This is a genomic window from Marivirga aurantiaca (assembly GCF_016679925.1).
Lineage (GTDB): Bacteria > Bacteroidota > Bacteroidia > Cytophagales > Cyclobacteriaceae > Marivirga > Marivirga aurantiaca.
Map to the genome: position 1 here is coordinate 150,390 of NZ_JAEQBW010000005.1, position 25,040 is coordinate 175,429.

The 25,040-nt window shown below is 34.7% G+C and carries 26 protein-coding genes; 3 read left to right on the top strand and 23 right to left on the bottom strand.

The window, feature by feature from the left end; translation table 11 throughout:
- Positions 1–9 precede the first annotated feature (9 nt).
- The 6 genes from porL to JKA74_RS12500 form a co-directional block, all read right to left on the bottom strand.
- On the bottom strand, positions 10–816 hold the full coding sequence (gene porL, locus JKA74_RS12475) for a type IX secretion system motor protein PorL/GldL (RefSeq protein ID WP_201431527.1): 807 nt from the start codon (positions 814–816) through the stop codon (positions 10–12).
- A 59-nt stretch (positions 817–875) separates the two neighbouring features.
- The gene (gene porK / locus JKA74_RS12480) at positions 876–1,913 is read right to left on the bottom strand and encodes a T9SS ring complex lipoprotein PorK/GldK (RefSeq protein WP_201431528.1); all 1,038 of its coding nucleotides are present in this window, start codon (positions 1,911–1,913) and stop codon (positions 876–878) included.
- A gap of 170 nt (positions 1,914–2,083) precedes the next feature.
- Positions 2,084–3,040 carry a PorP/SprF family type IX secretion system membrane protein gene (locus JKA74_RS12485; RefSeq protein WP_201431529.1) on the bottom strand — a complete coding sequence of 319 codons (957 nt, stop codon included), beginning with the start codon at positions 3,038–3,040 and terminating at the stop codon, positions 2,084–2,086.
- Positions 3,041–3,257: 217 nt separating this feature from the next.
- On the bottom strand, positions 3,258–4,037 hold the full coding sequence (locus JKA74_RS12490) for a uroporphyrinogen-III synthase (protein ID WP_201431530.1): 780 nt from the start codon (positions 4,035–4,037) through the stop codon (positions 3,258–3,260).
- 27 nt (positions 4,038–4,064) lie between these two features.
- A complete protein-coding gene (locus JKA74_RS12495) occupies positions 4,065–5,159 on the bottom strand; it encodes a DUF4271 domain-containing protein (RefSeq protein WP_201431531.1) in 1,095 nt (364 codons plus the stop codon).
- A 33-nt stretch (positions 5,160–5,192) separates the two neighbouring features.
- A complete protein-coding gene (locus JKA74_RS12500) occupies positions 5,193–6,890 on the bottom strand; it encodes a BamA/TamA family outer membrane protein (protein WP_201431532.1) in 1,698 nt (565 codons plus the stop codon).
- Between JKA74_RS12500 and hemW the strand changes: the two genes are divergently transcribed.
- Complete coding sequence (gene hemW / locus JKA74_RS12505; RefSeq protein ID WP_201431533.1) at positions 6,874–8,004, top strand: radical SAM family heme chaperone HemW; 1,131 nt, start codon at positions 6,874–6,876, stop codon at positions 8,002–8,004. The two genes, JKA74_RS12500 and hemW, sit on opposite strands and share 17 nt — an antisense overlap.
- On the opposite strand, the gene JKA74_RS12510 is transcribed toward hemW, so the two are convergent.
- The 3 genes from JKA74_RS12510 to JKA74_RS12520 all read right to left on the bottom strand — a co-directional run bounded on the left by JKA74_RS12510 (position 8,001) and on the right by JKA74_RS12520 (position 11,219).
- Positions 8,001–8,720 (bottom strand): LytR/AlgR family response regulator transcription factor, encoded by a 720-nt coding sequence (locus JKA74_RS12510; protein WP_201431534.1) that lies wholly within the window; start codon positions 8,718–8,720, stop codon positions 8,001–8,003. The two genes, hemW and JKA74_RS12510, sit on opposite strands and share 4 nt — an antisense overlap.
- Before the next feature lie 45 nt (positions 8,721–8,765).
- On the bottom strand, positions 8,766–9,797 hold the full coding sequence (locus JKA74_RS12515) for a sensor histidine kinase (RefSeq protein WP_201431535.1): 1,032 nt from the start codon (positions 9,795–9,797) through the stop codon (positions 8,766–8,768).
- Between the two features lie 93 nt (positions 9,798–9,890).
- A complete protein-coding gene (locus tag JKA74_RS12520) occupies positions 9,891–11,219 on the bottom strand; it encodes an NAD(P)/FAD-dependent oxidoreductase (protein WP_201431536.1) in 1,329 nt (442 codons plus the stop codon).
- 343 nt (positions 11,220–11,562) lie between these two features.
- On the opposite strand from JKA74_RS12520, the gene JKA74_RS12525 reads away from it, so the two are divergent.
- Positions 11,563–11,874 carry a hypothetical protein gene (locus JKA74_RS12525; RefSeq protein ID WP_201431537.1) on the top strand — a complete coding sequence of 104 codons (312 nt, stop codon included), beginning with the start codon at positions 11,563–11,565 and terminating at the stop codon, positions 11,872–11,874.
- Positions 11,875–12,017: 143 nt separating this feature from the next.
- Here JKA74_RS12525 and JKA74_RS12530 read toward each other — a convergent pair whose 3' ends face one another.
- The 12 genes from JKA74_RS12530 to JKA74_RS12585 all read right to left on the bottom strand — a co-directional run bounded on the left by JKA74_RS12530 (position 12,018) and on the right by JKA74_RS12585 (position 23,230).
- Entirely contained in the window at positions 12,018–12,887 is an 870-nt protein-coding gene (locus tag JKA74_RS12530; RefSeq protein ID WP_201431538.1) for a substrate-binding periplasmic protein, read from the bottom strand.
- Between the two features lie 243 nt (positions 12,888–13,130).
- The gene (locus JKA74_RS12535) at positions 13,131–13,388 is read right to left on the bottom strand and encodes a DUF6952 family protein (RefSeq protein WP_201431539.1); all 258 of its coding nucleotides are present in this window, start codon (positions 13,386–13,388) and stop codon (positions 13,131–13,133) included.
- Positions 13,369–13,680: a thioredoxin family protein gene (locus tag JKA74_RS12540; RefSeq protein WP_201431540.1), complete on the bottom strand. Its 312-nt coding sequence runs from the start codon at positions 13,678–13,680 to the stop codon at positions 13,369–13,371. The genes JKA74_RS12535 and JKA74_RS12540 overlap by 20 nt, the downstream gene beginning before the upstream one ends.
- Before the next feature lie 117 nt (positions 13,681–13,797).
- On the bottom strand, positions 13,798–15,279 hold the full coding sequence (locus JKA74_RS12545; RefSeq protein WP_201431541.1) for a glycine--tRNA ligase: 1,482 nt from the start codon (positions 15,277–15,279) through the stop codon (positions 13,798–13,800).
- A 63-nt stretch (positions 15,280–15,342) separates the two neighbouring features.
- Complete coding sequence (locus JKA74_RS12550; protein WP_201431542.1) at positions 15,343–17,031, bottom strand: sensor histidine kinase; 1,689 nt, start codon at positions 17,029–17,031, stop codon at positions 15,343–15,345.
- A 175-nt stretch (positions 17,032–17,206) separates the two neighbouring features.
- Complete coding sequence (locus tag JKA74_RS12555; protein ID WP_201431543.1) at positions 17,207–17,812, bottom strand: class I SAM-dependent methyltransferase; 606 nt, start codon at positions 17,810–17,812, stop codon at positions 17,207–17,209.
- A complete protein-coding gene (locus JKA74_RS12560) occupies positions 17,790–18,713 on the bottom strand; it encodes a patatin-like phospholipase family protein (RefSeq protein WP_201431544.1) in 924 nt (307 codons plus the stop codon). Before JKA74_RS12560 ends, JKA74_RS12555 begins: the two co-directional genes overlap by 23 nt.
- Before the next feature lie 96 nt (positions 18,714–18,809).
- Entirely contained in the window at positions 18,810–20,984 is a 2,175-nt protein-coding gene (locus JKA74_RS12565; protein WP_201431545.1) for a peptidase domain-containing ABC transporter, read from the bottom strand.
- Positions 20,985–21,058: 74 nt separating this feature from the next.
- Positions 21,059–21,538, bottom strand: coding sequence for a TlpA family protein disulfide reductase (locus JKA74_RS12570; RefSeq protein WP_201431546.1), 480 nt, complete (start codon positions 21,536–21,538; stop codon positions 21,059–21,061).
- A gap of 3 nt (positions 21,539–21,541) precedes the next feature.
- Positions 21,542–21,973 carry a hypothetical protein gene (locus JKA74_RS12575; RefSeq protein WP_201431547.1) on the bottom strand — a complete coding sequence of 144 codons (432 nt, stop codon included), beginning with the start codon at positions 21,971–21,973 and terminating at the stop codon, positions 21,542–21,544.
- A 334-nt stretch (positions 21,974–22,307) separates the two neighbouring features.
- On the bottom strand, positions 22,308–23,000 hold the full coding sequence (locus JKA74_RS12580; RefSeq protein ID WP_201431548.1) for a hypothetical protein: 693 nt from the start codon (positions 22,998–23,000) through the stop codon (positions 22,308–22,310).
- Positions 23,001–23,062: 62 nt separating this feature from the next.
- A complete protein-coding gene (locus JKA74_RS12585; protein WP_201431549.1) occupies positions 23,063–23,230 on the bottom strand; it encodes a hypothetical protein in 168 nt (55 codons plus the stop codon).
- A gap of 114 nt (positions 23,231–23,344) precedes the next feature.
- Between JKA74_RS12585 and JKA74_RS12590 the strand changes: the two genes are divergently transcribed.
- Positions 23,345–23,689, top strand: a complete 345-nt coding sequence (locus JKA74_RS12590) for a helix-turn-helix domain-containing protein (protein WP_201431550.1) — start codon at positions 23,345–23,347, stop codon at positions 23,687–23,689.
- Between the two features lie 19 nt (positions 23,690–23,708).
- On the opposite strand, the gene JKA74_RS12595 is transcribed toward JKA74_RS12590, so the two are convergent.
- Both JKA74_RS12595 and udk read right to left on the bottom strand, forming a co-directional pair.
- Complete coding sequence (locus JKA74_RS12595) at positions 23,709–24,401, bottom strand: potassium channel family protein (RefSeq protein ID WP_201431551.1); 693 nt, start codon at positions 24,399–24,401, stop codon at positions 23,709–23,711.
- A complete protein-coding gene (gene udk, locus JKA74_RS12600) occupies positions 24,398–25,015 on the bottom strand; it encodes a uridine kinase (RefSeq protein ID WP_201431552.1) in 618 nt (205 codons plus the stop codon). The genes JKA74_RS12595 and udk overlap by 4 nt, the downstream gene beginning before the upstream one ends.
- Between the last annotated feature and the right edge of the window lie 25 nt (positions 25,016–25,040).

The window sequence follows — 25,040 nt, forward strand, 5'->3', positions numbered from 1 at the left end:
AACATTTAATTAACCTTTCATTGCAGAAAGCATATTTCCATACACTTTATTCAATTGAGAAAGATTAGTTGTAAGATTTTTAACTTCTGTTTTGAACTGTGCAGTATCTTTACTGGCTTCAGTCATATTTTCCATAGCCACTGAAAGGTTGGAATAAAATTTATTCATTGCTTTCACATGATTTTGAGAATCTTGCAACTCCATTTCATACACTTGATTCAATGCAGACAAGTTTTTTGTTACAGCCTGAACCTGAGAATGATATTGTTTTGCATCCATAGAAGCATTTGACATATCGGCCATGGCTTTTACAGTACTGTCATAAGATTTATTCATTTCAAGTAATGACTTACTGGCTTGCTTTACATTAGTCGCATAATCATTTGTGGCTACTGCTGCGCTGCTTAAATTAGACATTTGCTTAGCAGATTCTGCCATACTTTTCATCCCTTCACCCAGACTTTTAATCAAGTCAGGTCCTACTTTTCCTTCTTCCAACACTTTATCTAATTGTTGAGCAGTTGAAGAACCATTTGTAGAAATTTGCTTTCTTCTAGGTGCCGCTCCTTCGAAATCTTCTGACAATTCAGGATAAACCTTACTCCAGTCTACTTCTTCGTGAGCAGGCTCGAATGCACTTAATAAGAATATTAGGGCTTCAGTGGTAAGACCCACACCTAACATAAATGCCGCACCCTCCCAGTGCAAAATTTTGAACATGGCACCGATAATAACGATAGCCGCACCAATACCATAAACTTTAGGCATTATGGTCTTGAAGAGTAATTCCTGAAATCCGCCTTTTTTATTGCTCATGTTTGTAGTTTTTTAATGGTTAATGCTTTAAAGATTGTTAATATTTTTTAAAATGTCAATTAAAATTCTGATCCTGCGGATCTGCCCAGATAAGTCATAGCACATCTAAAGCCAATGTAAGCTCTTGTTGAATCCTTGTGTTCATAGGCTCTGGTACCTGTTTCCAAATAAAAGGCTATGTCTTTCCACGATCCACCTCTCACAACTTTGCGGGGCTCTGTTTCATCAAAGAATGTTGGGTTCAAATCCCATACCAATGGAACTGATGCAGGATTAAAAGCATCTTCACACCATTCCGATACATTTCCTGACATATCGTATAACCCGAAATCATTTGGGAAATATGATGTAATCGGAGCTGTGTAAGCGAAACCATCGTCAAAATAATTACCTCTGCCTGGTTTAAAGTTGGCCAACATACATCCTTTTGCGTTTCTGATATATGGATTACCCCACGGGTACTTGGCCATATCTCGTCCGCCTCTTGCTGCATATTCCCATTCTGCTTCTGAAGGTAATCTAAATGCAGGCATAGGAAATTCCCCCAGAGATGCTCTGTAAGCATTCAAATATTGAGTCCTCCATTTAGAGAATTCTTTGGCTGCTTCCCAATCAACTCCTACAACAGGATAATCATCAAAGGCAGGATGTATATAATAATATTCCTGCATAGGATCTCCCATATGGTGGGTGAAATCTTTCATCCAAACAGTAGTATCAGGATACAATTCAGTCTTGATATAGTCTCTGCCTAATGTTGAGGCAGAATCTTCCATCATTCTATCTACGAATTGTCGATACTCATTATTAGTGATTTCAGTATCATCCATATAGAATCCACCAATAGTCACTTGTTTGTTGAAATTAATTTGCGAGGCTGCAACATCTTCATCGGCTTGACCCATATGAAAAGTACCTGCAGGAACAGATACCATTCCGTATGGTACTGCCATATACCAGCCCTCCCGGCCTGCTACACCTACTAACTCGCCCTGATCACCTGCTCCACCACCAAAAAGGCCACAGCCTTGAAGAAATAATGAAGCTACAAACACCAGTGATAGGCTTACATTTTTCAAAACACTTTTATTATTCATAACACCTATTTGTTTCAAACTAAACGCTAATATATTGTTATTTATTTATTTAACGTTTCACACCTTGTTATTAAAACCTTCTCTTGTAAGGTTTTATTGTATTTTAAAGAAAATATAGAAATCTATCTACAATCTTGACAAAAAAGATTTATATAGCAAACAATTTACGACTAATGTCTGAATCGAGGCGTTCTTACTACCTTTTTACCCGATGTAGATATTGCAGGCAACCTGTAACTTAACATCACCTCATGTGATGTGGCACCTTTTGCATCTCTAGCCACGACCGTATAATCAAACGCATAACCAAACCTTAAAGTATTCTCTTTAAAGAAACTATATCCTAACATTAATATTGCAGATTCTTGTTGCCTAAAAGACACACCTCCCCAGATTTTATCTTTGTATGTAGCAATAGTAGAGATATCGAATGTATAGGAGGTGAACTCTGTAGACCTAAGCAAGAGGCTAGGAGTTACACTAATATCATATGTCAATGGAAAAGTATATCCTCCTGTAAGAATTAAATCTTTGGGATAAGGATTCCTGTAAGGATCAGAGCCAAAACCAAATTCAGTCTCAATCATATGATTGAATGATGCTCCGACATAAAAATTCTCATGTTGAAAATGTAGCCCTAATGAGAAATCCGGGCGAACCTGTGTCGGCTCAATATTTTCTATAACCTCGTCATCCGGATTAATAGCTATATATATATCTTTATTAACAGTTTGAGTAATAGCGCCTGCCCTAAAACCAATACTCAATTTAGAATCTTTAATACCTAAATGATAGGCTCCCGAAGCTTGAACCTGCACAAAGTTAGATGCCTGGATTTGATCATTTACAATAAAAAAACCGAAACCACTATTTATTCTGTTGATTGGGGAAGTAATTGATATCAGCTGAGTATTCAGCGCCCCTCCGGGGCCAACAGTAGGACTGTAACCTAACCACTGTGTCCTATGAAGAGCCGTTAGTTTGGTATAACCCTCCACTCCAGAATACGCTGGATTATTGTACAAGTTATTAAACATGTAGTGGGAAAAAGATGTGTTTTGTGCTTTGGCCGAACCTACAGCAAATAACACACTGAAAAACATTATTTTTAAAATCAGATGCTTCATTTTTTTATTTTTACTCAAGCAATCAAACTACAAGTTCAATTTTTATCGAAAAACCAAAGGATGAATATACTCTTTTATGAGGAAATCTATCTCCTTTAATTACGCTAACTTGTTACTTTAAGGGATAAATATAATAAAAAATACTTTTGTTCAAGTAATTATGTAATATATTTAAAGTAATTATATAAAATAAAGCATTTAAAATACTTACCCACAGTTATTTAAGACCATTACATTTTTTTATATAAAGTTCCAGAGCCCCCGTCATTGATGGTGCATTAGGCAATGGGGCTTCAATATCCAGTATAAGCCCTGCTTCCTTTGCAGCCTGAGCTGTTGTAGGGCCAAAAACAGCAATACGTGTTTTATTCTGTTTAAATTCAGGGAAATTCACAAACAATGAATTGATCCCGGATGGACTAAAAAAGGCAACTATATCATAGGAAACATTATCTAAATCAGATAAATCAGCTGCAACTGTTTCGTAAATAATAGCTTCCGTAAAGTTATATCCATTATCAATCATGAAAGAAGGAATGTCATCCTTTCTTATGTTAGAACACGGAAACAGGTATTTCTCATTCTTATGTTTTTTGATCACTTCAAGAATATCCTGAGCGGTTCTCTCTCCTACAAAAACTTTTCTCTTCCTCACCACAATGTATTTTTGCAAATAATTGGCCGTTTGTTCAGAAATACAAAAATATTTCATTTCCGGTGGCATTTCTATTTTGCTATCCTTACATATTTGAAAGAAATGATCTACTGCGTTTCTACTGGTGAAAATTATGGCAGTATGTTTGAGTATATCTATCTTCTGCTTTCTAAAATCCTTTGCATTTATAGGGTCCACTTTTATAAACTGCCTGAAATCAATTTTAATTCCGTATTTATCAGCTAATTTGTGATAAGGGGAATTAATAATATCATTCGGTTTAGGCTGGGAAACTAAAATACTTTTTACGGGATAAAAACGATCCTTTGTGGTTATTGACATATTTTTGGTTCTACAATAAAAAATGAATCAATAGAAATATTTAAGTCCTATCACAAATGGGAATATTTCTGTCGTGCAAAAGTAAGAAAATAAATATAGATTAGTAAAACCACTTAGTTTTAATATTTTAAAATACATCAAAATCATGCGAAAAAGATATAAAACCAGCACCATATTTTTCGCCAGAACCCACCAATATGTCGGTAAATAGCCATTATATAAGTACAAAATTGTAGTAAGAACAATTACCAGTGTAATAAAATAGGTGCTAAGGTTTAATAATTCCTTAATAAAGAAAGAATTCATACGACTGGATTTGAATAAACTTGATTTATATAAAAAAGACATTGCAAATATGATGAAGATTTTAGCAGCCAATAAAGCTAAAACAAACAACCAGGTTTGAAGAAAACCGGTTATAGCTCCATTATCAACAGCAAATAGCTGCATTTCTTGTGGGGAAAAATACAAATAAACGACTATAGAAGTTGCAAAGGTGTAAATTAATGCGAGGAACAAGCCATCTTGTTCAAAAAGCCTGATTCGCATGCTATCACCATCATATGGCCTTAATGAAAAATTCCGTGAGATGGAAAACACATCTTGAAACCTTTTGGGAAATGTTGCCTTAAAACTAGCCAATAAAATAAAAAATACAATTAACAAAGCTACAACTGTACCTTCAAAAAGGTTTTTTTCCTCTTTGAAATTAGGCCTGGGGATAACAGAATAATTTATAGCTTTCTTGATCTCTACCTTTCGGAAAAATCCATAAGTAATATTTTTTGTATTAGGACTGACTAAAACCTTAAGTATATCTGTGCTTAATATTGCTTTTAGGCTATCCACCAACAATGTGGTTGAATTACTCCCAGGTTTTAGAAGAAGCTTTTCTCTATCGTAAAGATAGAACTCTCTATCTGACCTGATGGAAAGAGATACTTCATCGATACCATATTTGGTAATATTGATATAAAAAAGGTTATCTTCTACTTGTGCCTGCTTCTTTTCCAACCAATTAATATGGTATTGAACAGATTCATCCGTTACATCAGCTTGCCTGCTTTCAAGATTCTGACTGAAGCCTGTCCAACTAAAAAAAATCAATAACACATGTAACATAGAGAGGTGATTCAAAATGATCAGAATTTTTGGCTAAAATAAGGCTATATATCCGAAATGCACTTTTGCTGTGGAAAAATTTATCTTTTCATCTGTATTTGCTCCTACGGCATATATTAATCTAAACCATCCATTTTTACTCTTTATGTCAAGACCTGCTCCCAAAGCATAAACTGTTCCTATAGCATTTTGTAGTCTGGCTATATCTGTAAGTAAAAAAAAGCTGGAGTTGTTATCCAAAAAGTATCTGTAATTCAAATTTAACAAAACATAATTACTAGCGTAAAAAAAATTTCTATCAAACCCTCTCAAATTCTGCAAGCCCCCCAACCGGAGTAAATCATTTCTTGACAAGACTTTGTTTTCAACTATTGCTAATTGCAGCCTTTCCTCCAAAAGAAACCTTTTTTTTACTTTTTGCTGCGCACCAATCTCTACCAATCCATTGTAATTCCCACTTTTCTCAGGCACATCTCTCCATTCTTCGGGCATCTGAGAATGATTTTTAAGTTTCTTGAGCCCCAAATCATTAATAGTCATGATATAATAGTCATTTTTCAAGATAGGGTAAGTAGGTTTTTCTCTCCAACTAATGGAAAAACTTATAGAATTTATTTGACTGCTTCGAAAAGGATCATCTGCCTGTTTAATCTCTGTGGAATCAAATTCTCTAATTATGTTATTTGAAATACCCTTATATCCCATACCTATTGTCAGGGAATTTTTGAAAGGGTAAAACAGGCCTATGCGGTAAGAATTTTGTAAGAAGGTGCTGTCTTCCTGTAATAATCCAAATTGTGCCTCCAAACCAAGTGGCGTCTTAAATGTTGCTTTCTGAGCCAGATAAGTATTTAGAAATTGGGAATTAGCACTATACTTTTGCCAATTTAATTGCCAGATGATAGCCCTTTTAAATAAATTTTGAAAGGAAACATCTACCTGGCCTGTTACATTGGTTTTTTCTCCCTCTGGAACTAACCCTATAAATGCATCTAATTGATTTTTTGATGTTGATAACAGACTTAAAGTAATCTGGCTCTTACTATTACTAAATTGTAGTAAAGGCGGTTCTGTTAATTCAAGAAATGGAAGTTGATTTAATTTTTCAGGAATAGACAGATATTCCTCGGTACTAAAAAGTGAGCCAACCTGGATTTTCAAATAATTTTGCAGGTACTTTTCATTAATAAGAGGCTTATCAGATTTTACTTCAATAGAATCATAAACTATTCTGTTTTTCAGGTAAATATTGACAGTAGCATATACTTTGTAATTGCTGATGCTATCTATTTGTAAATCAGCTTCAGCAAAAGGGTATCCTTTATTGTGGGCTTCCTTCCTAAGATATTTGTTCAGCTTTCTTTTCAGTACACTTTTATTGGCATACTTCCCTGTCAGTGTTTCTTCAGTGAATAAATCAAGCTGCTGCCCCTCTTGATAAAATGTTAATCTCCCCCATAAAAACCTTTTCCCCAACTGGAAATAATAGAAGGTGGAAGAGCTTGTGTCGCGTACATAATATGAAGCTGCCAAATACCCCAAATTTTGTAAGGAATCAATTGTGTTGTTGGGTTTAAAAATTCCAGTTTCGTTTTCACTTTCAGAAATTGTTCGTTTAAAATCAAAATCCTGAGCTATTACATTTGTACTAAAGAAATAAACCGCACAAAACATCCCCCAAATCCATAAAATTCGGCTTAACTTTGTATTAATTTTGGCAGGTATATACATACATATTCCATTTTGCAAGCAAGCTTGCTTTTACTGCGATTTTCATTTTTCCACCAATATGGCATTAAAAGATGAGATGGTAAATGCTATATGTCATGAAATTAAACTTCAGAAAGATTATTTAAAGAAAGAAAGAATTCATTCAGTTTATTTTGGAGGAGGCACGCCTTCTTTACTAAACGAATTGCAACTTCAGAAAATATTAAATACCCTCAATCAATATCTGGAAGTAAGCTCTTCTGCTGAAATCACTTTAGAGGCCAACCCGGATGATATAACCCCTGAACAATTAAAAATGCTTTTTCAGAATGGAATTAATAGGCTAAGTGTTGGGGTTCAATCGTTTAATGCTGAAATTCTAAAATGGATGAACAGAGCCCACAATGCCAAGCATGCCTTCCGTTGTTTAGAATGGATCAATGAAAGTGAATTCAAAAACTTCAGTGTAGATTTGATTTATGGTATTCCTATAAGCACTCATGTCCAATGGCGAGATGATTTGAAAACACTATTGTCATTTCTTCCACCTCATATTTCGTCCTATTGCCTTACCATAGAGCCTGCCACTGTTTTTGGCAATTGGCAAAAGAAAGGCAAGCTATCAGAAGCTTCCGAGGAATATGCTGCTGAACAATTTATAGAGCTAGTTGAAGCTTTGCAGTCCTCCGGCTATGAGCATTATGAAATATCAAATTTTGCACAATCCAGTTTTGTATCACAGCATAATAGTTCTTATTGGCAACAAAAGCCTTACCTGGGACTCGGTCCAAGTGCACATTCATATAATGGACAAAGTCGCCAATTTAATCTCACCAATAATACAAAATATATTAAAGCTATTCAGCAAGATATTCTTCCTTTTGAAAAAGAACAATTGTCCAGAAATGACCAAATCAATGAATACCTAATGACTTCTTTAAGAACCTCTGATGGCTGTAACCTTTCATTCCTTTCAGAAAAATACGGTTATGAATTAATGAACGAACAGAATAAAATAATTAGCCAATGGCTGAATAATGACTTGTGTATACTGGAAAACCACCGCATTTGCTTGACCCGAAAAGGAAAATTACTGGCTGATAAACTAGCCTCTGATCTTTTCCTGGTCAATTAAAGGCTCATCAAATCTTTAAATTTAGTGGCTTGTCTGCGACTTACCTCTACCTTTTCCCCTCCTTTTAGCTTTACCATTAATCCACCATTAAACCATGTTTCTATTCCCTCCACCCAATCCAGGTTGATGATATGCTTTCTGCTAACCCTGAAAAAAGATTTGTCATCCAATTTTTCATCCAACGCATTAAGCGACTTGTGAATCATAGGCTTGTACTTATCAAAATACACTTTTATATAATTTCCGTCAGATTCAAAAAGTCTCACATCCTTCAATCTGACAAACCAACAATTATCTCCATCCTTCACAAAAACCTGATCATTCACAGTCAGGGGCGACTTATTACTCTTCACGTGTTCGGTTGAAACCACTTCACGCCTGATTTTTTCAATAGAATCGTTTAATCTCTTTGGCTCAATGGGTTTCAACAAATAATCAAGGGCATTGAACTCAAATGCCTTAAGGGCATACTCATCATATGCCGTGGTAAATATTACTTTGGGAGTCTTTTCCAGACTTTCCAATAATTCAAATCCGGTTTTCCCTGGCATTTGAATATCCAGAAATATTAAATCGGGAAGCAATTTATCAATTAATTTTTCGGCTTCTTCAGCATTCACAGCCTCTCCAACAATTTCGATGTCCTTAAATTCAGCTAACAAATTCGTCAGCTCTTTTCTGGCCAGTCTTTCATCATCAATTATTAATGCTCTCATTCTTCCGTTATTTTAAGAATTTTAAATTTAATTAAATAAAAATATTCAATAACTCATTTGGGGAATTTTAACTGTGGTCAAAACCAAACTATCAGTTTCATTCTTTATGCTAAACGAAGCTGCTTTATCAAAAATTAATTTTAATCTTTGCTTAGTGTTTTCAATTCCAAACCCTTTGCGATTACGCCTTTTATCCATTGAAATCTGCCCCGAGTTTCTGATACAGATAATAAGATAATTTTGTTCCACCACAGTCTCTATCGAAATTAATCCACCTGAGGTTAGGTTTGAGATTCCATGTTTTATACCATTTTCGACTAAAGTTTGCAGCATCAGGGGTGGAATCTGATACTTATAAGATTCCGGGTGAATGGTAAATTGTGTTGTTAATCGTTCCTCATACCTGATTTTTTCAAGAGCCAAAAAATCAATTACTGTATTGAGTTCGTCATTAAAGTTTATTAATCTTTTTTTATCCAACATCAAAGAATTTCTCAAAATATTGGACAATTGAGTAATGGCATTTTTGGCCTTTCCCGGATCTTCATCTACCAGTGCCCTTACACTATTAAGTGCATTGAAAATAAAATGGGGGTTTAGTTGTGACTTCAGATTATTGAGTTCGATTTCATTCATGGTCGCATTATATTTCAATGACCTGTTATAATTTTCTACGTAGTGATACATAAAATACACCAGGGACCACAAAAAATACAATATCAGGTTGGCCAGAATACTTAGAAAAATTACGATGGGGTTTAAATCGTATTCGGGGTTAAGCAATCCTAAAATGGATGAAATAACAAAAAGAAACCCATAATTGAGGATACTGAGTATAAAACAAGCCACAACTACTCTCAGTACTAGTTTTTGGATAATCAACTGCAACCATCCATTTCTAATAATAAAATTACGGTAGAGGTGAGTAATGCCGATGTAAAAAGGTACAAGAGTAAATTGACCTATTGCCTGTTCTGTAGAAAGACGCTCGCCCAAAAATGCCAAATAAATATTCAGCAAGCCATAAGCTGTCCATCCAACGATCTGCAGGGTCCAATAAAGTGCTTTTTTATTCATCTAATGCTATTCGGTCAGCTTAAATAATTTAAGACTCAACTATAAAGCGGAAAAATAGCAGTATTTTTAATGATTAAGAAACCGCTTGTCAAATCACTTCTGTCCGAGCTCTTGTTTTTTAAGGTTCCCTAATTGAGAAGGTAAAAAAGGCCTGATGATTAATCTTGTTCCTCTATCATATGTAAAGTAATTCCAAATCCAATTAGTAAGCACTACAAGTTTACTTCTAAAGCCAATAATGGAAACCAAATGCACAAACATCCAAACAAACCATGCGAAGAATCCTCCAAAATGCATATTCTTTGGCAAATCCACTACTGCCTTATTCCTTCCAATGGTAGCCATGCTGCCCCTGTCCTTATACTTAAATGGTTTAGATGGTTTGTTTTGAAAGCTATTTAATAGATTATTAGCTAAATTCTCTCCTTGCTGCATAGCTACAGGGGCCAGCATAGGATGCCCTTTGGGAAACTTCTCTGTTTCCATATGGGCAATATCTCCTACAGCATAAATATTATCTGTATTTAACACTTTATTAAATGAGTCCACTTTATACCTGCTTTTAAACACGCTCTCCTCAGGTAGTCCTAAAATGACGTTTCCCATTACTCCGGCCGCCCAAACCAAAGTATTTGTTGACAGAGTATCATCATTATCGAATACTACGCGATCTCCATCAAAACTCTTTACCATAGTTTTAAGCATCACATGTACATCAAACTTCTTTAAATATTTTTGGGATTTCTCATTGGCAAAATCAGACATGCCGCTTAACAACCTGGGTAAGCCCTCCACCAAATAAATATTCATCTGATTCAAATCCAGATCAGGATAATCATTAGGCAACACATGTTTTTTCAATTCACCAAATGCCCCGGCTACTTCAACACCAGTTGGGCCTCCTCCTACAATGACAATGTTTAATAATTTGGAAATTTCTTCTTCATCGGAAGATAATACGGCCTGTTCAAGGTTTTGTAAGATGTGACTCCTCAAATCCAATGCCTGGGGAATTTGTTTTAAAGGAAATGCTTTTTCAAACTTATCGGAATTTCCAAAGAAATTTGTCTTAGATCCGCAAGCTATAATTAAGTGGTCATATTCAATAGTTCCCTTGTCAGTAAAAACTGTATTTCTATCCTGATAAATTTGAGAAACAGTAGCCATGCGGAAAAAGATATTTTTGGAATTATCCAATAGCTTTCTGAGTGGACCGGCAATGGCATCTGGCTCCAATCCGGCCGTGGCTACCTGATAAAGCAAGGGCTGGAAAGTATGGTAATTGTGTCGATCAAAAAGAATAACCTGTACTGCTTTGTTTGCAAATTTCTTAGCCATCTGGACACCTGCGAAACCACCACCAATAATCACTATTCTTGGATAATCAGATTGAGGTATTCTGAACGATTTATTTCCTTCCATAAAATACTCATTTAATATTTACTCTGTTTTACGAGATAACTTACATTTTTGATATGGAAGAAAATTTATTTTACCACAGCACAAAAAAGCCTCAATTTATCCCTGTCATTTTTAGCACAAAACAAGCAATTGCACAAATGCAAATATGCCATATTTATGATTAGGGCCCACGTAAAAATCCATATTTTATAATTCATGATATTTTATAAAAAAATATGTAAATAATTTAATAATGGCAAATAAGTAGTTTTTTGTAAGATTTATTACATCTAACTTACATCTACAAAATTTTATTTTAAATTTGCATGCAACTTTAATGTAATCAGTTGCGTCAATATGGTCAATGGAATTAATACAAAATAATATGAAAAAGAGTATTTTAAGTTTAGCGATTTTTTTTGCAGCAACTAGCTTGGTTTTTGCCGAAGACAAAGGATTAAAAAAAGAGGCCAAATTGATTAATGAAGTGATCGAATCAATGGAGCTAAATGGTTTATATTTTGAGGAAATCAACCTTAAAAAAACCATCAAAGTTTATACAGTTGATGGCACGTTATTGCACAGCTTTTCAGAGGAAAATTTTGATGCAAAAGCCATAAGGAATGCAGATTTTATAATGGAAGATGAATCAAGTAAAATATTTATAAAACTTTAGGAACTAAAAACCCGGAAATTCTCTTTTAATAGTAATAGTTTTATTCATAGTGAATGGATGATGTTTTGGTAAGTAAAAAGCCACCCAATTGGGTGGCTTTTTTATTTACAGGTTTTTTAACAATCCAATATTTATTTATGGTGCTATTTAGCAGTTACTGCATCCAGCAATTTTAATGCATTTGGCCCTAAATGTAAAGCTATAATCTTTCTGTAGCTTGAGCTAGTTTCATAAGCAGTAGTTAAAAATTCATTAAACGGCTTTACCCAATCACTATTTTTGGGCATAATAATTCCGAATTTTTCGGCTGTTTGGTCCCCAGCCGGATGTCTTTTAATAGATTTTTTGTTGTTAAGGGCGCTTAAATAATAGGTAAAGTCCACATTGGTGAAATAATCAGTACTATTGTCAATCTTTACCATTGCCTCATCAAAGTAATTTACATACTCAATTTTAAGGTTTGGGATGTAATTAGCTTTTATCTTTAAAATTTGCTCTTCATTTGTCGTGCCCTTTATTGTAAGGGCTGTTTTGCCCTCAAATACTTCGGCTATCCTATCCAGGCTTTCCAGGGTGGGCACGTCCTTGTGGGTCAAAATCATGGCTATATTTGTAATATAAGGAGGGCTAAAAGAGTATTCTTTCTTTCGTTTCTCTGTAATAGTGGTATTGCTGAGGCCAAACACTCCATTTTTAGAGGCTTTAACCGTATTGAGATAATCTGTAAAATTATTAGCATGTTGCTTATTCATAGTGGAATTCACAGTAATCCCATACTTATCCAGCAAGAAAAACTCGAAATCGTTCATAATATCTACGCATACACCTTGAACTTTTCCATTTTGATTAGCAGCAAAACCTGGTGCCTCCGAATAAATATAAGTAAGGTTAGCTTTCTTTGTTTCCAAAGCCTTTGCAAAAGTGTCTCCTGAAATTTGAGCACTTACGATATTTAATCCACCCAAGCTGATGACTAAAAAACTAAGGGTAACTCTAAGTAAATGATTTTTCATCTTGATTATTTGTTTGATCCTGAAATAATACAACAATTAGAATGCCAACTATCTATTATTCAATATATAAAACAAATACTTTTATCGATAAAATAAAATTTATTCTCTTAAAATGTGAGATTATGGAGTCTTAAGCCTGATGAAATAATTGAACTCAGGTTATTAATGACAAAAAATATTACAAAAAAAGCATAGCCAAATAGAAGTATGGCTATGCTTTTAATTACTTATCAGATCAAAAATCTATTTATCAATTGATCCAGTCACTCTTTTCATAAATCCATTTAAAGCCTCTTTTTGTGGTGTGCCGCTTTTAATATCCTTGTGAACTTCCAAAGCACCGGAGAAATTAGACAATAATTCTCCAATCACATCCAGTTCTTCGTCCTTGATTCCTTTAGCTTCTATTAAATCTTCCAGAAGCTCCATGGATTCCACTACCCAATCTTCATCATTTTTTTCAATGAATTCTACTATGTGTTTAATTATTGGTAACCTCATCTAGCAAATCTGTTATAATACTTGGTTTATTTCCTGATACTGAATTGATCAATTTTCCATTTTTGAACCCGGCAAAAGTTGGCAAGTTTTTTACTTCTGCCAAAGATCTGGAATTAGGTAATTTTTCAGCATCTACATACACAAATTTAATGTTTTCATTCTCGTCTCCCAATCTCCTGAATTTTGGCTTAGTAATTTTACAGTTGCCACACCAGGTAGCACCATATTGAACCATTACCATTTCATTGTTATCCACAATGTCCTTTAAGTTATCTTCTGTTAATTCTATCATTTCAATAAGTTTTCTTTACAGTATTTAACCCCAAAATTAATACATAGTTTCAATTAGCATAATCAATAATATATATTACATTATAGATAAAAGCAATAGCTCTTAACTATTAGTATCTTAATCTAGCTGATCAAAAATCTGATTAAATGAACATTCCTTATGCAAAAATTCCTCCAGAGCATCCGCATTAATCCGCTCCTGTGAAGTAGAATCACGATGACGAATAGTCACAGTGTTATCCTCCAGGGTTTGATGATCGATTGCAATACAATAGGGCGTACCAATTAAGTCCTGCCTGGTGTATCTTTTACCAATTGAGGCAGCCTCTTCGTAAATTACATTAAAGTTTCTTTTTAACTTCTTATATATTTCCTGCCCTTTCTCTGGTAAGCCATCCTTTTTTGTCAATGGCAAGATTGCAGCTTTCACAGGGGCTAGTGCCGGGTGGAATTTCAAATAGATTCTTGTCTTTTGATTCTCTTCTTCGCCACTGGTTTCCTCAGTGTAAGCATTACATAGAAGCATAAGGAACAATCGATCACAACCTACAGAGGTTTCTACTACATAGGGGATATAGTTCTTATTAACTTCAGGATCGAAATATTGAATTTTCTTTTTAGAGACTTCCTGGTGGCTTCTAAGGTCAAAATCCGTCCGGCTATGAATTCCTTCTACCTCCTTAAATCCAAAAGGAAACTCAAATTCCACATCGACTGCTGCATTGGCATAATGAGCTAATTTATCATGATCATGAAACCTTAGTTTGTTTTCAGGAATCCCCAAAGCTTTATGCCACTGCATACGCATATCCCTCCATTTGGCATACCATTCCAATTCTTCTCCCGGTCTCACAAAAAATTGCATTTCCATTTGCTCGAACTCCCTCATCCTGAAAATAAATTGACGAGCGACAATCTCATTTCTGAAGGCTTTACCAATTTGAGCAATTCCAAAAGGTATTTTCATCCTGGCGGATTTCTGTACGTTAAGAAAATTGACAAATATACCCTGGGCTGTTTCCGGACGTAAATAGACTTTATTGGAGTCTTCTGCAAGGCTTCCTATTTGAGTAGAGAACATGAGGTTAAACTGACGCACTTCTGTCCAATTAGCTGTCCCTGATACCGGACATACAATTTCCTCGGCTACAATTAACTCTCTCACGGCATTTAAATCTTCCGCCTCCAAAAGTTGTCCCATTTTTTTTAACAAGGCAGCAGATTTTTCCAGATCACCAGCTTTTTCATATAAAGCAGCCTTTTCTTCCAGAAGCACATCGGCACGATATCTCTTTTTGGAATCTTTATTGTCGATCATTGGATCATTAAAACTATCAATGTGCCCGGATGCTTTCCATGTATCAGGATGCATAAAAATAGCGGAGTCCAGACCAACAATATCATCATTGAAACGGGTCATAGTATTCCACCACAACTCTTTGATATTTTTCTTTAGTTCTGATCCAAATGGGCCATAATCGTAAACCGCCTGTAATCCGTCATAAATCTCGCTTGACTGAAATACAAAGCCGTATTCCTTAGCATGTGATACAATATCTTTAAATAGAGTGTTCTCGGGAATCTTTTCATTTTTTGCCATAGGGCAAAGATATATTAAATCATTAAGTGATAAGAAGAGAAAGTTTAAAATTTGCGCAGGAAATTACTCTTTTGGTAATTTTATTGAAAAAGTAGTGCCCTCTCCGGGTTCGGATTTTAAGTAAATTTCGCCTCCAATTCTTTCAATCATCTCTTTTACAATGTAAAGCCCCAACCCTGAACCTTTAGAATTGTCGGAAGCCCTGTAAAACATATCAAATATTTTATCCTGTGCCTGGAGTGGAATTCCCTGCCCATTATCTATTACCTGAATGATGACTGAATTGGTTTCTTCAATTGATTTAATTGCTACAAATTTGCCCGGCTGTGAGTGCCTGTGGTATTTAATAGCGTTATCTATCAAGTTGTTCAAAACGATGCTCAACCGACCTTGATCAGTATGTACAATTAAATTTTCACTAACCAAAAGCCTGAAATCTATTGCAGCTGCCTGCTCACGGTACTGCGCATTCTCAAAAACCTCAGTAGTCAGGCTAATTAAATCAATAGGTTCTTTTACTATTTCAGTGCGGGAATTCCTGGCAAAGTTGATGATCTCATCTATAAAGGAATAGAGCTTCTTGACCCTGTTCTTCATCATGCTCATCAACTGCTTCAACTCCTTGGTATCGTCAGTGGTGTCACTAATATTTATTAAGCCTTGAATAGAGTTCAATGGTGCACGCAAATCATGAGAAACACTATAGACAAATCTATCCAATTCAGCATTTGACTTCTCCAATAAAGAATTCTTCTCCTGAATCTCTTCTTCTTTTATTTTCTTTTCAGTGATATCTACTAAAGATCCCACCATTCTTATTGGCTGCATATCATCGGTCCATTTAGCCTGTCCGGAGCCGTGGAACCACTTATAAGTACCATCTTTGCACTTAAACCGATACTCTACCGAGAAAGGTTCTTTATTTCTAAAATGTTTTTTAAAATCATTCACCAATCTGGGGAAGTCTTCTTTTTGTGCCAGAAGGTTCTTGAATGCCATTTTGTTAGGCTCAATTTCTTCAGGTTTATAGCCCAATAATTCATATAACTTGGGCGACCACCACTGTTGATCTTTATTAATATTTTCCCAATCCCATATGCCGGCATTGGTCCCTTCCACAGCGAGTCGGAAACGCTCTTCACTTTCTTTTAATTGCAAGTCTTTTTTGATTAGCTTTTGCTCAGATTTATACTGCAATTTCACTTGAAAATAAATGATGATAATCAAGCTGACAAAAGTGAAAAAATAGTTCAGAAAATATATCTTATCTTCTTTTGCTTCATTGATAGCATCAACCACTATTAGTTTATAATTGGTGAATTCACTAATAGCAAAACACAAAAAGGCCAGAACAGCATAAAAAAGCCAAACTTTTACTCTTTTGTAACCAAAAAGGGAAATTGAAGCTACTAAAATGGTGAAAAGGTATAATTGAGATCCATAGTATTTGCCCTCGTTGCTCATGAAAATGAAAACAAAGAAAAGCGCAATCAATAGTAAAGTATGCTTGGCCAATTCAAATTTCCTGAAGCGGTTCAAAGTAAAACCCAAGGTTCCCCCAAGAATTCCCACCATAAAAGAAGAAGTGAGTGAAATATCCCAGAAAATAATATTGAGCAAGCCATTAACGGTACTGACGAATACAAGGATTATGCAACTTACTCCCACCAATAATGACTTACGATAATCACTTTCAGCAGGGATATGCACGTTTTTCCCGAGAACAATATCTTTAATGGAGAACTTTAACATCTGTTTATAAAGTAAATATACTTATATATTGATATTAAAGGATTTGTTATTGAATATCTACTAATTCATGAATGTGCTTTTTAGGAATATTTGCACCTATAAAAAGCAATTAAAAGAGCCCAGATTGATTTAAGGTTCTGAGAAAGAGGGAAATAAAATGTAATAAATTTAAGCATTATCCATTTTTTATTTTTTTAAATGCGAAGGTTCCCATAGTTCTTACATTTCCAACGACCACATATTTTGGTATTTCCAAAAATTCCAATCCGTAAATATTGTAGAAATGTTGTAAAAGGTTTTCATTCAGAAGAAACCTCTTTTTATTATCAGCAATGTTATTCTCGCCTGAATTATCTAGTCCTTTATCGGCCATTGTCCTCATAAACAACTTTCCGTCAGGCTTTAACACCCTTACGCATTCACTAAGCATTTGCATGAAATGAGTTTGACTTTCAGCAAAGTGTAGAACTGCCGAATTAATGATTACATCAAAGCTTTCGTCCGGGAAACGAAGTTTGGCCAAATCCATCACCTGAAAGCGGGCATCGATATCTGTTACATTGAATTGTTTAGCCATTAGTTTTAAAAACATAATAGCTTCCGGGTTTTGATCAACTCCAAAAACATCATAACCAGTTTGCATACAGTAGAAGAGATTGCGCCCTTCTCCACATCCGGCATCCAATATTTTCGCATCGTCCTCAAGGTTTCCTTTTAATATAAAATCCAACCAATAAAGGTCTATGTTTCCAATAAGTTTATTGATTGTTTTCCAATGCATATTGATAGTCTTTAAAAGCTGATTCAAAAGCATTTTTCCCAGCCTCTACCAATGATTTACTTTTATAGAATTCAAAGGTCCCGCAACTTTCTCTTGATACACGCACCACCATTTCAGGCTGCTGTTTCTCCATCTGGAGCGTTGTGATACGCTGTTGCATCAAATCGATAGAGCGGTTCAGTAAGTCAAAATACCCGAACTTTTTAACATTGTTACGTCCTGTAGGTGAAGGGTCTTTTGTGGGATAAGGCCACATATTTTTCATTTTCAGCTTAAATTCTTCCAGAAACTGATTATATTTCTGGTTCTCCTGTACTTCCACTGCTGTTACAGGAGTTGGGGGAATAAAAGGAATGTTAGAGTTTACATCTACCGCTACCAGTATATCTCCATTGGTTCTGCTTACAAAATTAATGGGGATCGGATTTAAAACGCCTCCATCTACAATTTCTTCTCCTTTTAAATATACAGGTTTCATTACAGTAGGAATGGCACATGATGCCCTTAAAGCATCCATTAAGTTGCCTTTATTGTAAATAACCTCTTTCTGCGTTCTGATATTTGAAGCCACAGCAGAAAAAGGAATATTCATTTCTTCTATTTGTATGTCTCCAAGAATTTTGCTCATTTCTCTAAACACACGCTCTCCCCGTACAAATCCCTGTAGACTAAAGGTAAAATCCAGCAACTTAAATACATCGATTTTATCGAAGTTGGTAACCCATTCCTTATAAAGGTCCAGCTTGCCTGCCGCGAAAATCCCGCCTACTACAGCACCCATACTGGATCCTGCAATTGAAGTGATTTCAAAATTATTTTCCAATAATGCCTCAATAACACCAATGTGGGCTACACCCCTGGCACCCCCACTACCTAAAACCAAAGCTACTTTTTGTTTCATTCAATAGTTTGATCAGTTTACAACCTTAAAGTAATATATTTGAAATGGAATATTGAGTGTTTTCGGAAAAACCTTATACTATTGACTACTTAATTATTATGAATTTAAATCCACCCCCTGATTTAATTCAGTAATTGCACGGCTATAAAAATTATCTTTTCCCAATAAATCTTTAGGAGAACCTTCTGCTGTAATTTTTCCTTTTTCCAGGATATAAATATAGTCTGAAAAAGAAGCCACTTTCATTCTATGGCTTACTATCATAATGGCCTTTTCTGATTTTAATTTATCCAATAAATTCAAGATAAATTGCTCGGTATTCCTATCCATTGCAGAAGTTCCTTCATCAATTAACAGCACTTCAGGATTACGATAAAGAGCCCTTGCCAGACCTACTAGTTGTTTCTGCCCTCCGGAAATGTTAGAGCCTTCTTCACCAAGTAATGTCATGTAGCCCTGAGGGAATTTGTTAAAGAATTGATCGAACCCATTGGCTTTGCACCATGGGAGAACTTCCTCCAATTTTTTCGGATCGTCAGTTAAAGCAATATTAAAAAGTAAATAATTATTGAAGATTTTAATATCCTGAGGCACCACGCCAATATTTTTCCTGTATTCACTTAAATTTAGATCCTGTATAGATTGTGTATTAATTTTTACCTCTCCTTCTGAAGGTGTATAAAATCTTTGCATGATTTGCAAAATGGTACTTTTGCCTGCCCCGCTTTCTCCCAATAAGGTGACAATTTTGCTTTTTTTTATTTGAAGGTTAATTTGTTTCAGCAAGTTTAAAGAGCCTGGGTAATGAAAACTCACTTTGTCAAAAGCTAAAGTTTCAATAGAATCAGCATTCAATTTAGTGCCTTCTACCTCTTCCGTTTTTATTCCTGTAAATTCTTCCATCCTGTTAAAAGCTACTTTGGCTTCCTGGAATTGAATATTAAAAAGGGCTATTCGGGTAAGAGAGGGACCAATAGAACCTGAAAGAGACAATAAGGCCACCAAAGAGCCTAATAAAAGATTCCCCTGCAATACTAAAAAAGAGGCTATTGAAATTACAGCTATTATTAATAAAATGCCCGCTAACTCAGTCAATAATCCGAACTTTACCTGAATTTTACCCAATTTAAAAACCTGTTCCTGAAAGGTTTTATATAAAAATGTTGTCGTTCTGTGGAAAAGATTGATAGTTCCAGTGCTCTTTACTTCGGAAATCCCCGTTATCACATCAATATAATTGCCTTCATTTAATGCATAAGCACTCATTACATCCTTTTGTGCATTAACGATTGGCTTGTTCAAACGCCATAAAATAAGAGCATAAATAGGGATGAAAATAGAAACCACTATACCTACCTGCCATGAATAAACAAACACGCCAATTAAGGAAATGATTATTACCAAAAACTCAATAAGCAAGTTTCCAATTAGGTTGCTGATAGAAGTTTGGATGCGTCTTGTATCATTCATCCTGGCAACCATATCACCAGTTTTTTTTGAATCGAAAAAAGGTTTAGGAATGCGTAAGAGAGATTCAAAAAATGAACTGATCATCCGGTTATTAAAATCCTTGCTTTGTGTAATCAGGAAAGTTGACCTTACATAACTTAAACCCATCTTAATTAACAGTATACAGCCAAAGAGTACCAATCCTATAATTAGCTTATCAATTTCTTTTGTGGGTAAAATAACATCTATCAGTTTTTGACTGAAGATGGCAGTCGCTAAGGAAAAAATGGCAATGATGATGCCTAAAAACAATGCGGCCAATAAAATATTTAAATCTTCTTTTACCCAGCTAAGAAGATTCTCATATCTTCTACTCTTTGCATTTTCCTTTGCAAAGCCTGCGTTAGGAGTTAATTTCAACAATGTTTTTGATTGCCAAACGCCTGCCAGTTTTTCTTTGCTCCATAATTCCACTCCCCTGCCAGGATCACTCATCATTAATTTGTCTCCCTGGAACCCATAGAAGATCACATAATGCTGCATCCTGTTTTCAAGCACCACATGCAAAATGGCTGGCTCATCTAATTCTTTCAGATTTTCTATATTCTCTGCTTCAAGTCCTTCTACCTCAAAACCTAAATCTTTTGCTCCCTGGAATAAGCCTAATAATTTAGTGCCTGTTTGGGTTGTTCCGGTAATTCTTCTTAGCTCGTCCAGTGAATGTTCCCCGCCATGGTATTTAATAATGGAAGCCAGGCAAGCCGGTCCACAATCCGACTGGCCATGTTGTTGAATGAAATACTTTTTGAATTCTTTGATCATGTAAGAAAAGGGTTGATCTAATTAAATAACATCGTCAAAGTTTAAAAATTTGGAAAAGTTAAAGTGAAGGACAATCACCTTAAAACTTGTAAAATAGCTTCTATTTTTACTTCCCCTTTAAAATGCTTTTCCAATTCACCATTTTTATAGATAAAAGTTTGAGGCACACCTCCCATAATGGTTGAAGTGAGTAAATCGGGATGAGCCTCTACATAATAAGCTGATAAATTATGCTCATTTAAGAATCTAATGGCTTCTGATTTAGGTTCAAAGGAAGCCAGCATTAATTGATAGTCTTCAAACTTTTCAATGTTCTTTTGGATCTCCTTCATTTCCCACTGACAGAAATGGCAATCACTATTAAAATAAATAAAAATTGTGGATTGGCCGGTATTGATGTTCTCCAGCTTCAATTTTGTAGCAAACGAGCTAAGGCGTTGGACAATTTTTTCTGATTCAGCTTTTTGATCTAGTTTTTTTATACTGGAATAGCCCATCCATGACAAGAGTCCTATAATCAGTACTCCGAATACGATTAATAATTTCTTTTTCATTAGCTATCCTCCTAAGTTAATTGATAAGAAAGTAATGAAAAGTATCCAAACAATGAGAGCCGAACCATACACAGGTAGTGTGAAACTCAATGCGGAATCATAATCCATCTTCAGTATTTTCTTGATGCCCAATGCCAAAATCAATAAATAAAGTGCCTCAAAAAGATTGAGGGATTTTAAAGGAAAAATTAGCCATGATTCTATTGTAGTGGCTTCAAATAAGCTAAGAAGTGAAAGCGGGGCAAAATATTGAATATCATTAAAAGAATAATTGGTGTCAAATATACCAAACCAAATGATTAATAGTAGAGAAGGCAAAAGCCAAACAAATTCTGCTCCAATAATTACTTTGAAAATCGATTTAAAAGTGACTTTGTATCCAAAAAGGATAGTTCCGCATAAAATCCAAAAGCTGATAAGTGAAAATTTTATCAAATAGATTATAGGAAGAAATAAGTAATTTAACCAAGCCCACTCTTTTCTCGTCTCAATCATTCTCAAAATTCGTTCGTAACCCATTTGCTCTTGAAAATATTCAATAATCAGATTTTCTTTAATTATGTGATTTTGGAGAATATAACTGAGGAGACTGGCTGCGAGAACTAGAAATATATAGAGATATAATTTATTAGTATTAAACATTTTTTATTAGTTCTTCTTAAGAATAAGCTTAAGATGCCTTCATTATCTTTAATTACCGGAGATAAAACAAAAAAAATTAAAAAATAGAAACTAAGACAAATAAGACAAAAAGAAAGGACTTCTTCACCTAGTTATTGTAACTTTTAGATGCCTTTTTTATAAAACTGATAGAAATATCACTTATTTGATTTGTCAAATAACCAGAGGTTAAAACTATGTTTTTAGGATATTTAATAGATGGGTACCCGTCCACTTTTTTATAGTTTTTGAATTCTATTTTAGAATCCATCATATCTGCTGTAAAATAGTCAGTTTGCATAGATGTCATATTAAATTCTGAATTAAAAATGTACTTTACAGAAGTATTATTATATATGCATTCGCAGCTTGTAATTAATTCATTTTGTCTTATTTGGCAGCTATCATTCAACTCCACGAGAAATAATTTTTCAAGAAGAAAATTTTCATTTTCAAAGGTAATTGGTATATCATCCTGCCTCACTAGCTGGCCGTTAAATCCAGTTTCATATATATTATTTTGAAATTTTTCATTCAATATAACACCGCTACTATACGTGATTTGCCTTAAATAAGAACTGTCGCTTATATTATAAATAATCGTGTCCTGATATATTTTTTCTTGAAAATCGTTAGTTACAACATGATTATTAGATGCATATACAATTTTTGTTATATTATTGATAGAGATAAATTCTTTTAACTTTTTATTTCTAATTTCAATATTTAAAGAGTCTTGACTTTTTGACATGAGTGGAATGAAGAATATTAGAAGGGTAATTAACAAAGTTGTTTTTTTCATTTTCCTGGATTTGAAAAACATGGGAATTCAAACAATTCCCGTGTTTAATTAAGACTAAATTGTTATGATACACACCCCGCACTTACATATGCTCCCACATATGTTTCTCTACTAATAGAGTCACTAGCTGTCATAGCTAGTCCCCATAAGATATTGCAGGTAGTGAGGCCAGGATCCATTACCAATCCCCCATTAATTTGTTCTAAAGTTTCTAAATTAACTTTTTTCATAATTTTAATTTTTAATTGTTAAACATCCCGCAATAACCATAAAAAAACCAGGTAAATTATTCATATTTGCATAACCTTATTCATATACAAATAAAAACCAAAACCCGAAGCCTTGTGTCAATAGGAGATAACATCAGGAAAATTAGAACAATACGAGGATATAGCCAACAATTTTTAGCAGATTCAATTGGAATCAGCCAGAGTAAATTGAATAGAATTGAGAATGGAAAATCAGACTTATCAGTAGATCATCTCATGCAAATATGTGAGGTGCTAGAGTCTGGTTTCAATGAAATATTACAAACGAGCAACAATTTTAAAAAGTCCTTCCCAAAAAGCGAAATAAAGAAACCTGAATTAATATATGAAGAACATATCCGGCCACTTAAAGAAGAAATGAGAGCTTTGAGAAATCAGGTTTCAGAAATTTCTTGTCTGCTAAAAAAGCAGAAAACTTGAGTAAGGAAATAGAAGTACTCTATTTATTCACTTCAATAAATTTATTTACATCCTGAGATTTCCCCAATAGAATCATGATATCAGTTTCTTTCAAAAAAGTATCGGCTCTGGGCACTCCAATAATATGTTCTACTTTTTGGATTTCATCTCCTTTTTTTTCCTCAAAAAAACGCTTTACTGTTATTAAGTTAAGATTGTATTTCTCACGAAGGCCAATTTCGCTAATGGTTTGATCAACCACACGTGAGGGGGTATTAATTTCTACTATTTCATAATCATCCGGCAAAGGAAGGAAAGATCGCATATTTGGGTGAAGCAACATTTCAGCTACTGTTTTACCTACAGTTTCCTCCGGAGAAAGAATCTCTTCTATACCCATTTTCTCAAGAATCATTCGTTGTTGGGAATTGGCTGCTCTTGCGATTATTCTTTTCACTTCCAGTTCCAGTAAAAGCACAGTGGTCAGAAGTAAACCTTCAAAATTTTCACCAATGGCTACCACAACAGCATCCATGTCCTGAATATTCTGGGCCTTGAGTGCTTTTACATCTGTTGAATCAAGTGCAACTGCATACGCCACTTCATCTTTCATTGACTCTACCTTATCCAGGTCAATATCAATGGCTAATACCTCCGCACCACGGTCAGCCAAAGTTCTGGCTATTGACTCTCCAAATTGTCCAAGTCCTATTACTGCAAATCGGTTGGTCATACGCTTTTACTTTTTAAATAAGATACTAAAACTTCCAGTCCTTTATCAAATTTACTATTATTCGGAATGATTATATCAGCATCGTACTTAAAAGGTTCTATATATTTTTCGTAAGTAGGTGCTACATGCTTTTCATACCTATACAGCACATCATCCAAATCGTAACCTCTTTCGGTATTATCCCTAACAATCCTGCGTTTTAATTTTACATAATCCTTTGCATCTATAAAAACTTTTAGATCCAACAGTTTGGCTAATTCCGGAAAATAAAACACAAACAAGCCTTCAACCACGATTATCCTGGAGGGATTAAAATGAAGAATCTCAGGAATGACATTGGGATTATTGAAGGTATATTCCTTACGGCTTACCGGGTTTCCCTCCTTTAAGGATTTGATATCCCTGGCATATTCATCAAACTCTATGGATTGTGGAGTGTCGAAATTCTCGATACCATTTTCATCTTTAGGCTGTAGATGCCTGTCGCGATAATAATTGTCCTGGGATACTAAGCAGACTTCATCACTTTTAAAATGACTTAGCAAACTTTTCAGAAACATAGTTTTTCCTGAAGCACTACCTCCGGTGATGCCAACAATGAAAGGATTGTTCATGAATGCAAAACTACTCTTTAATCTG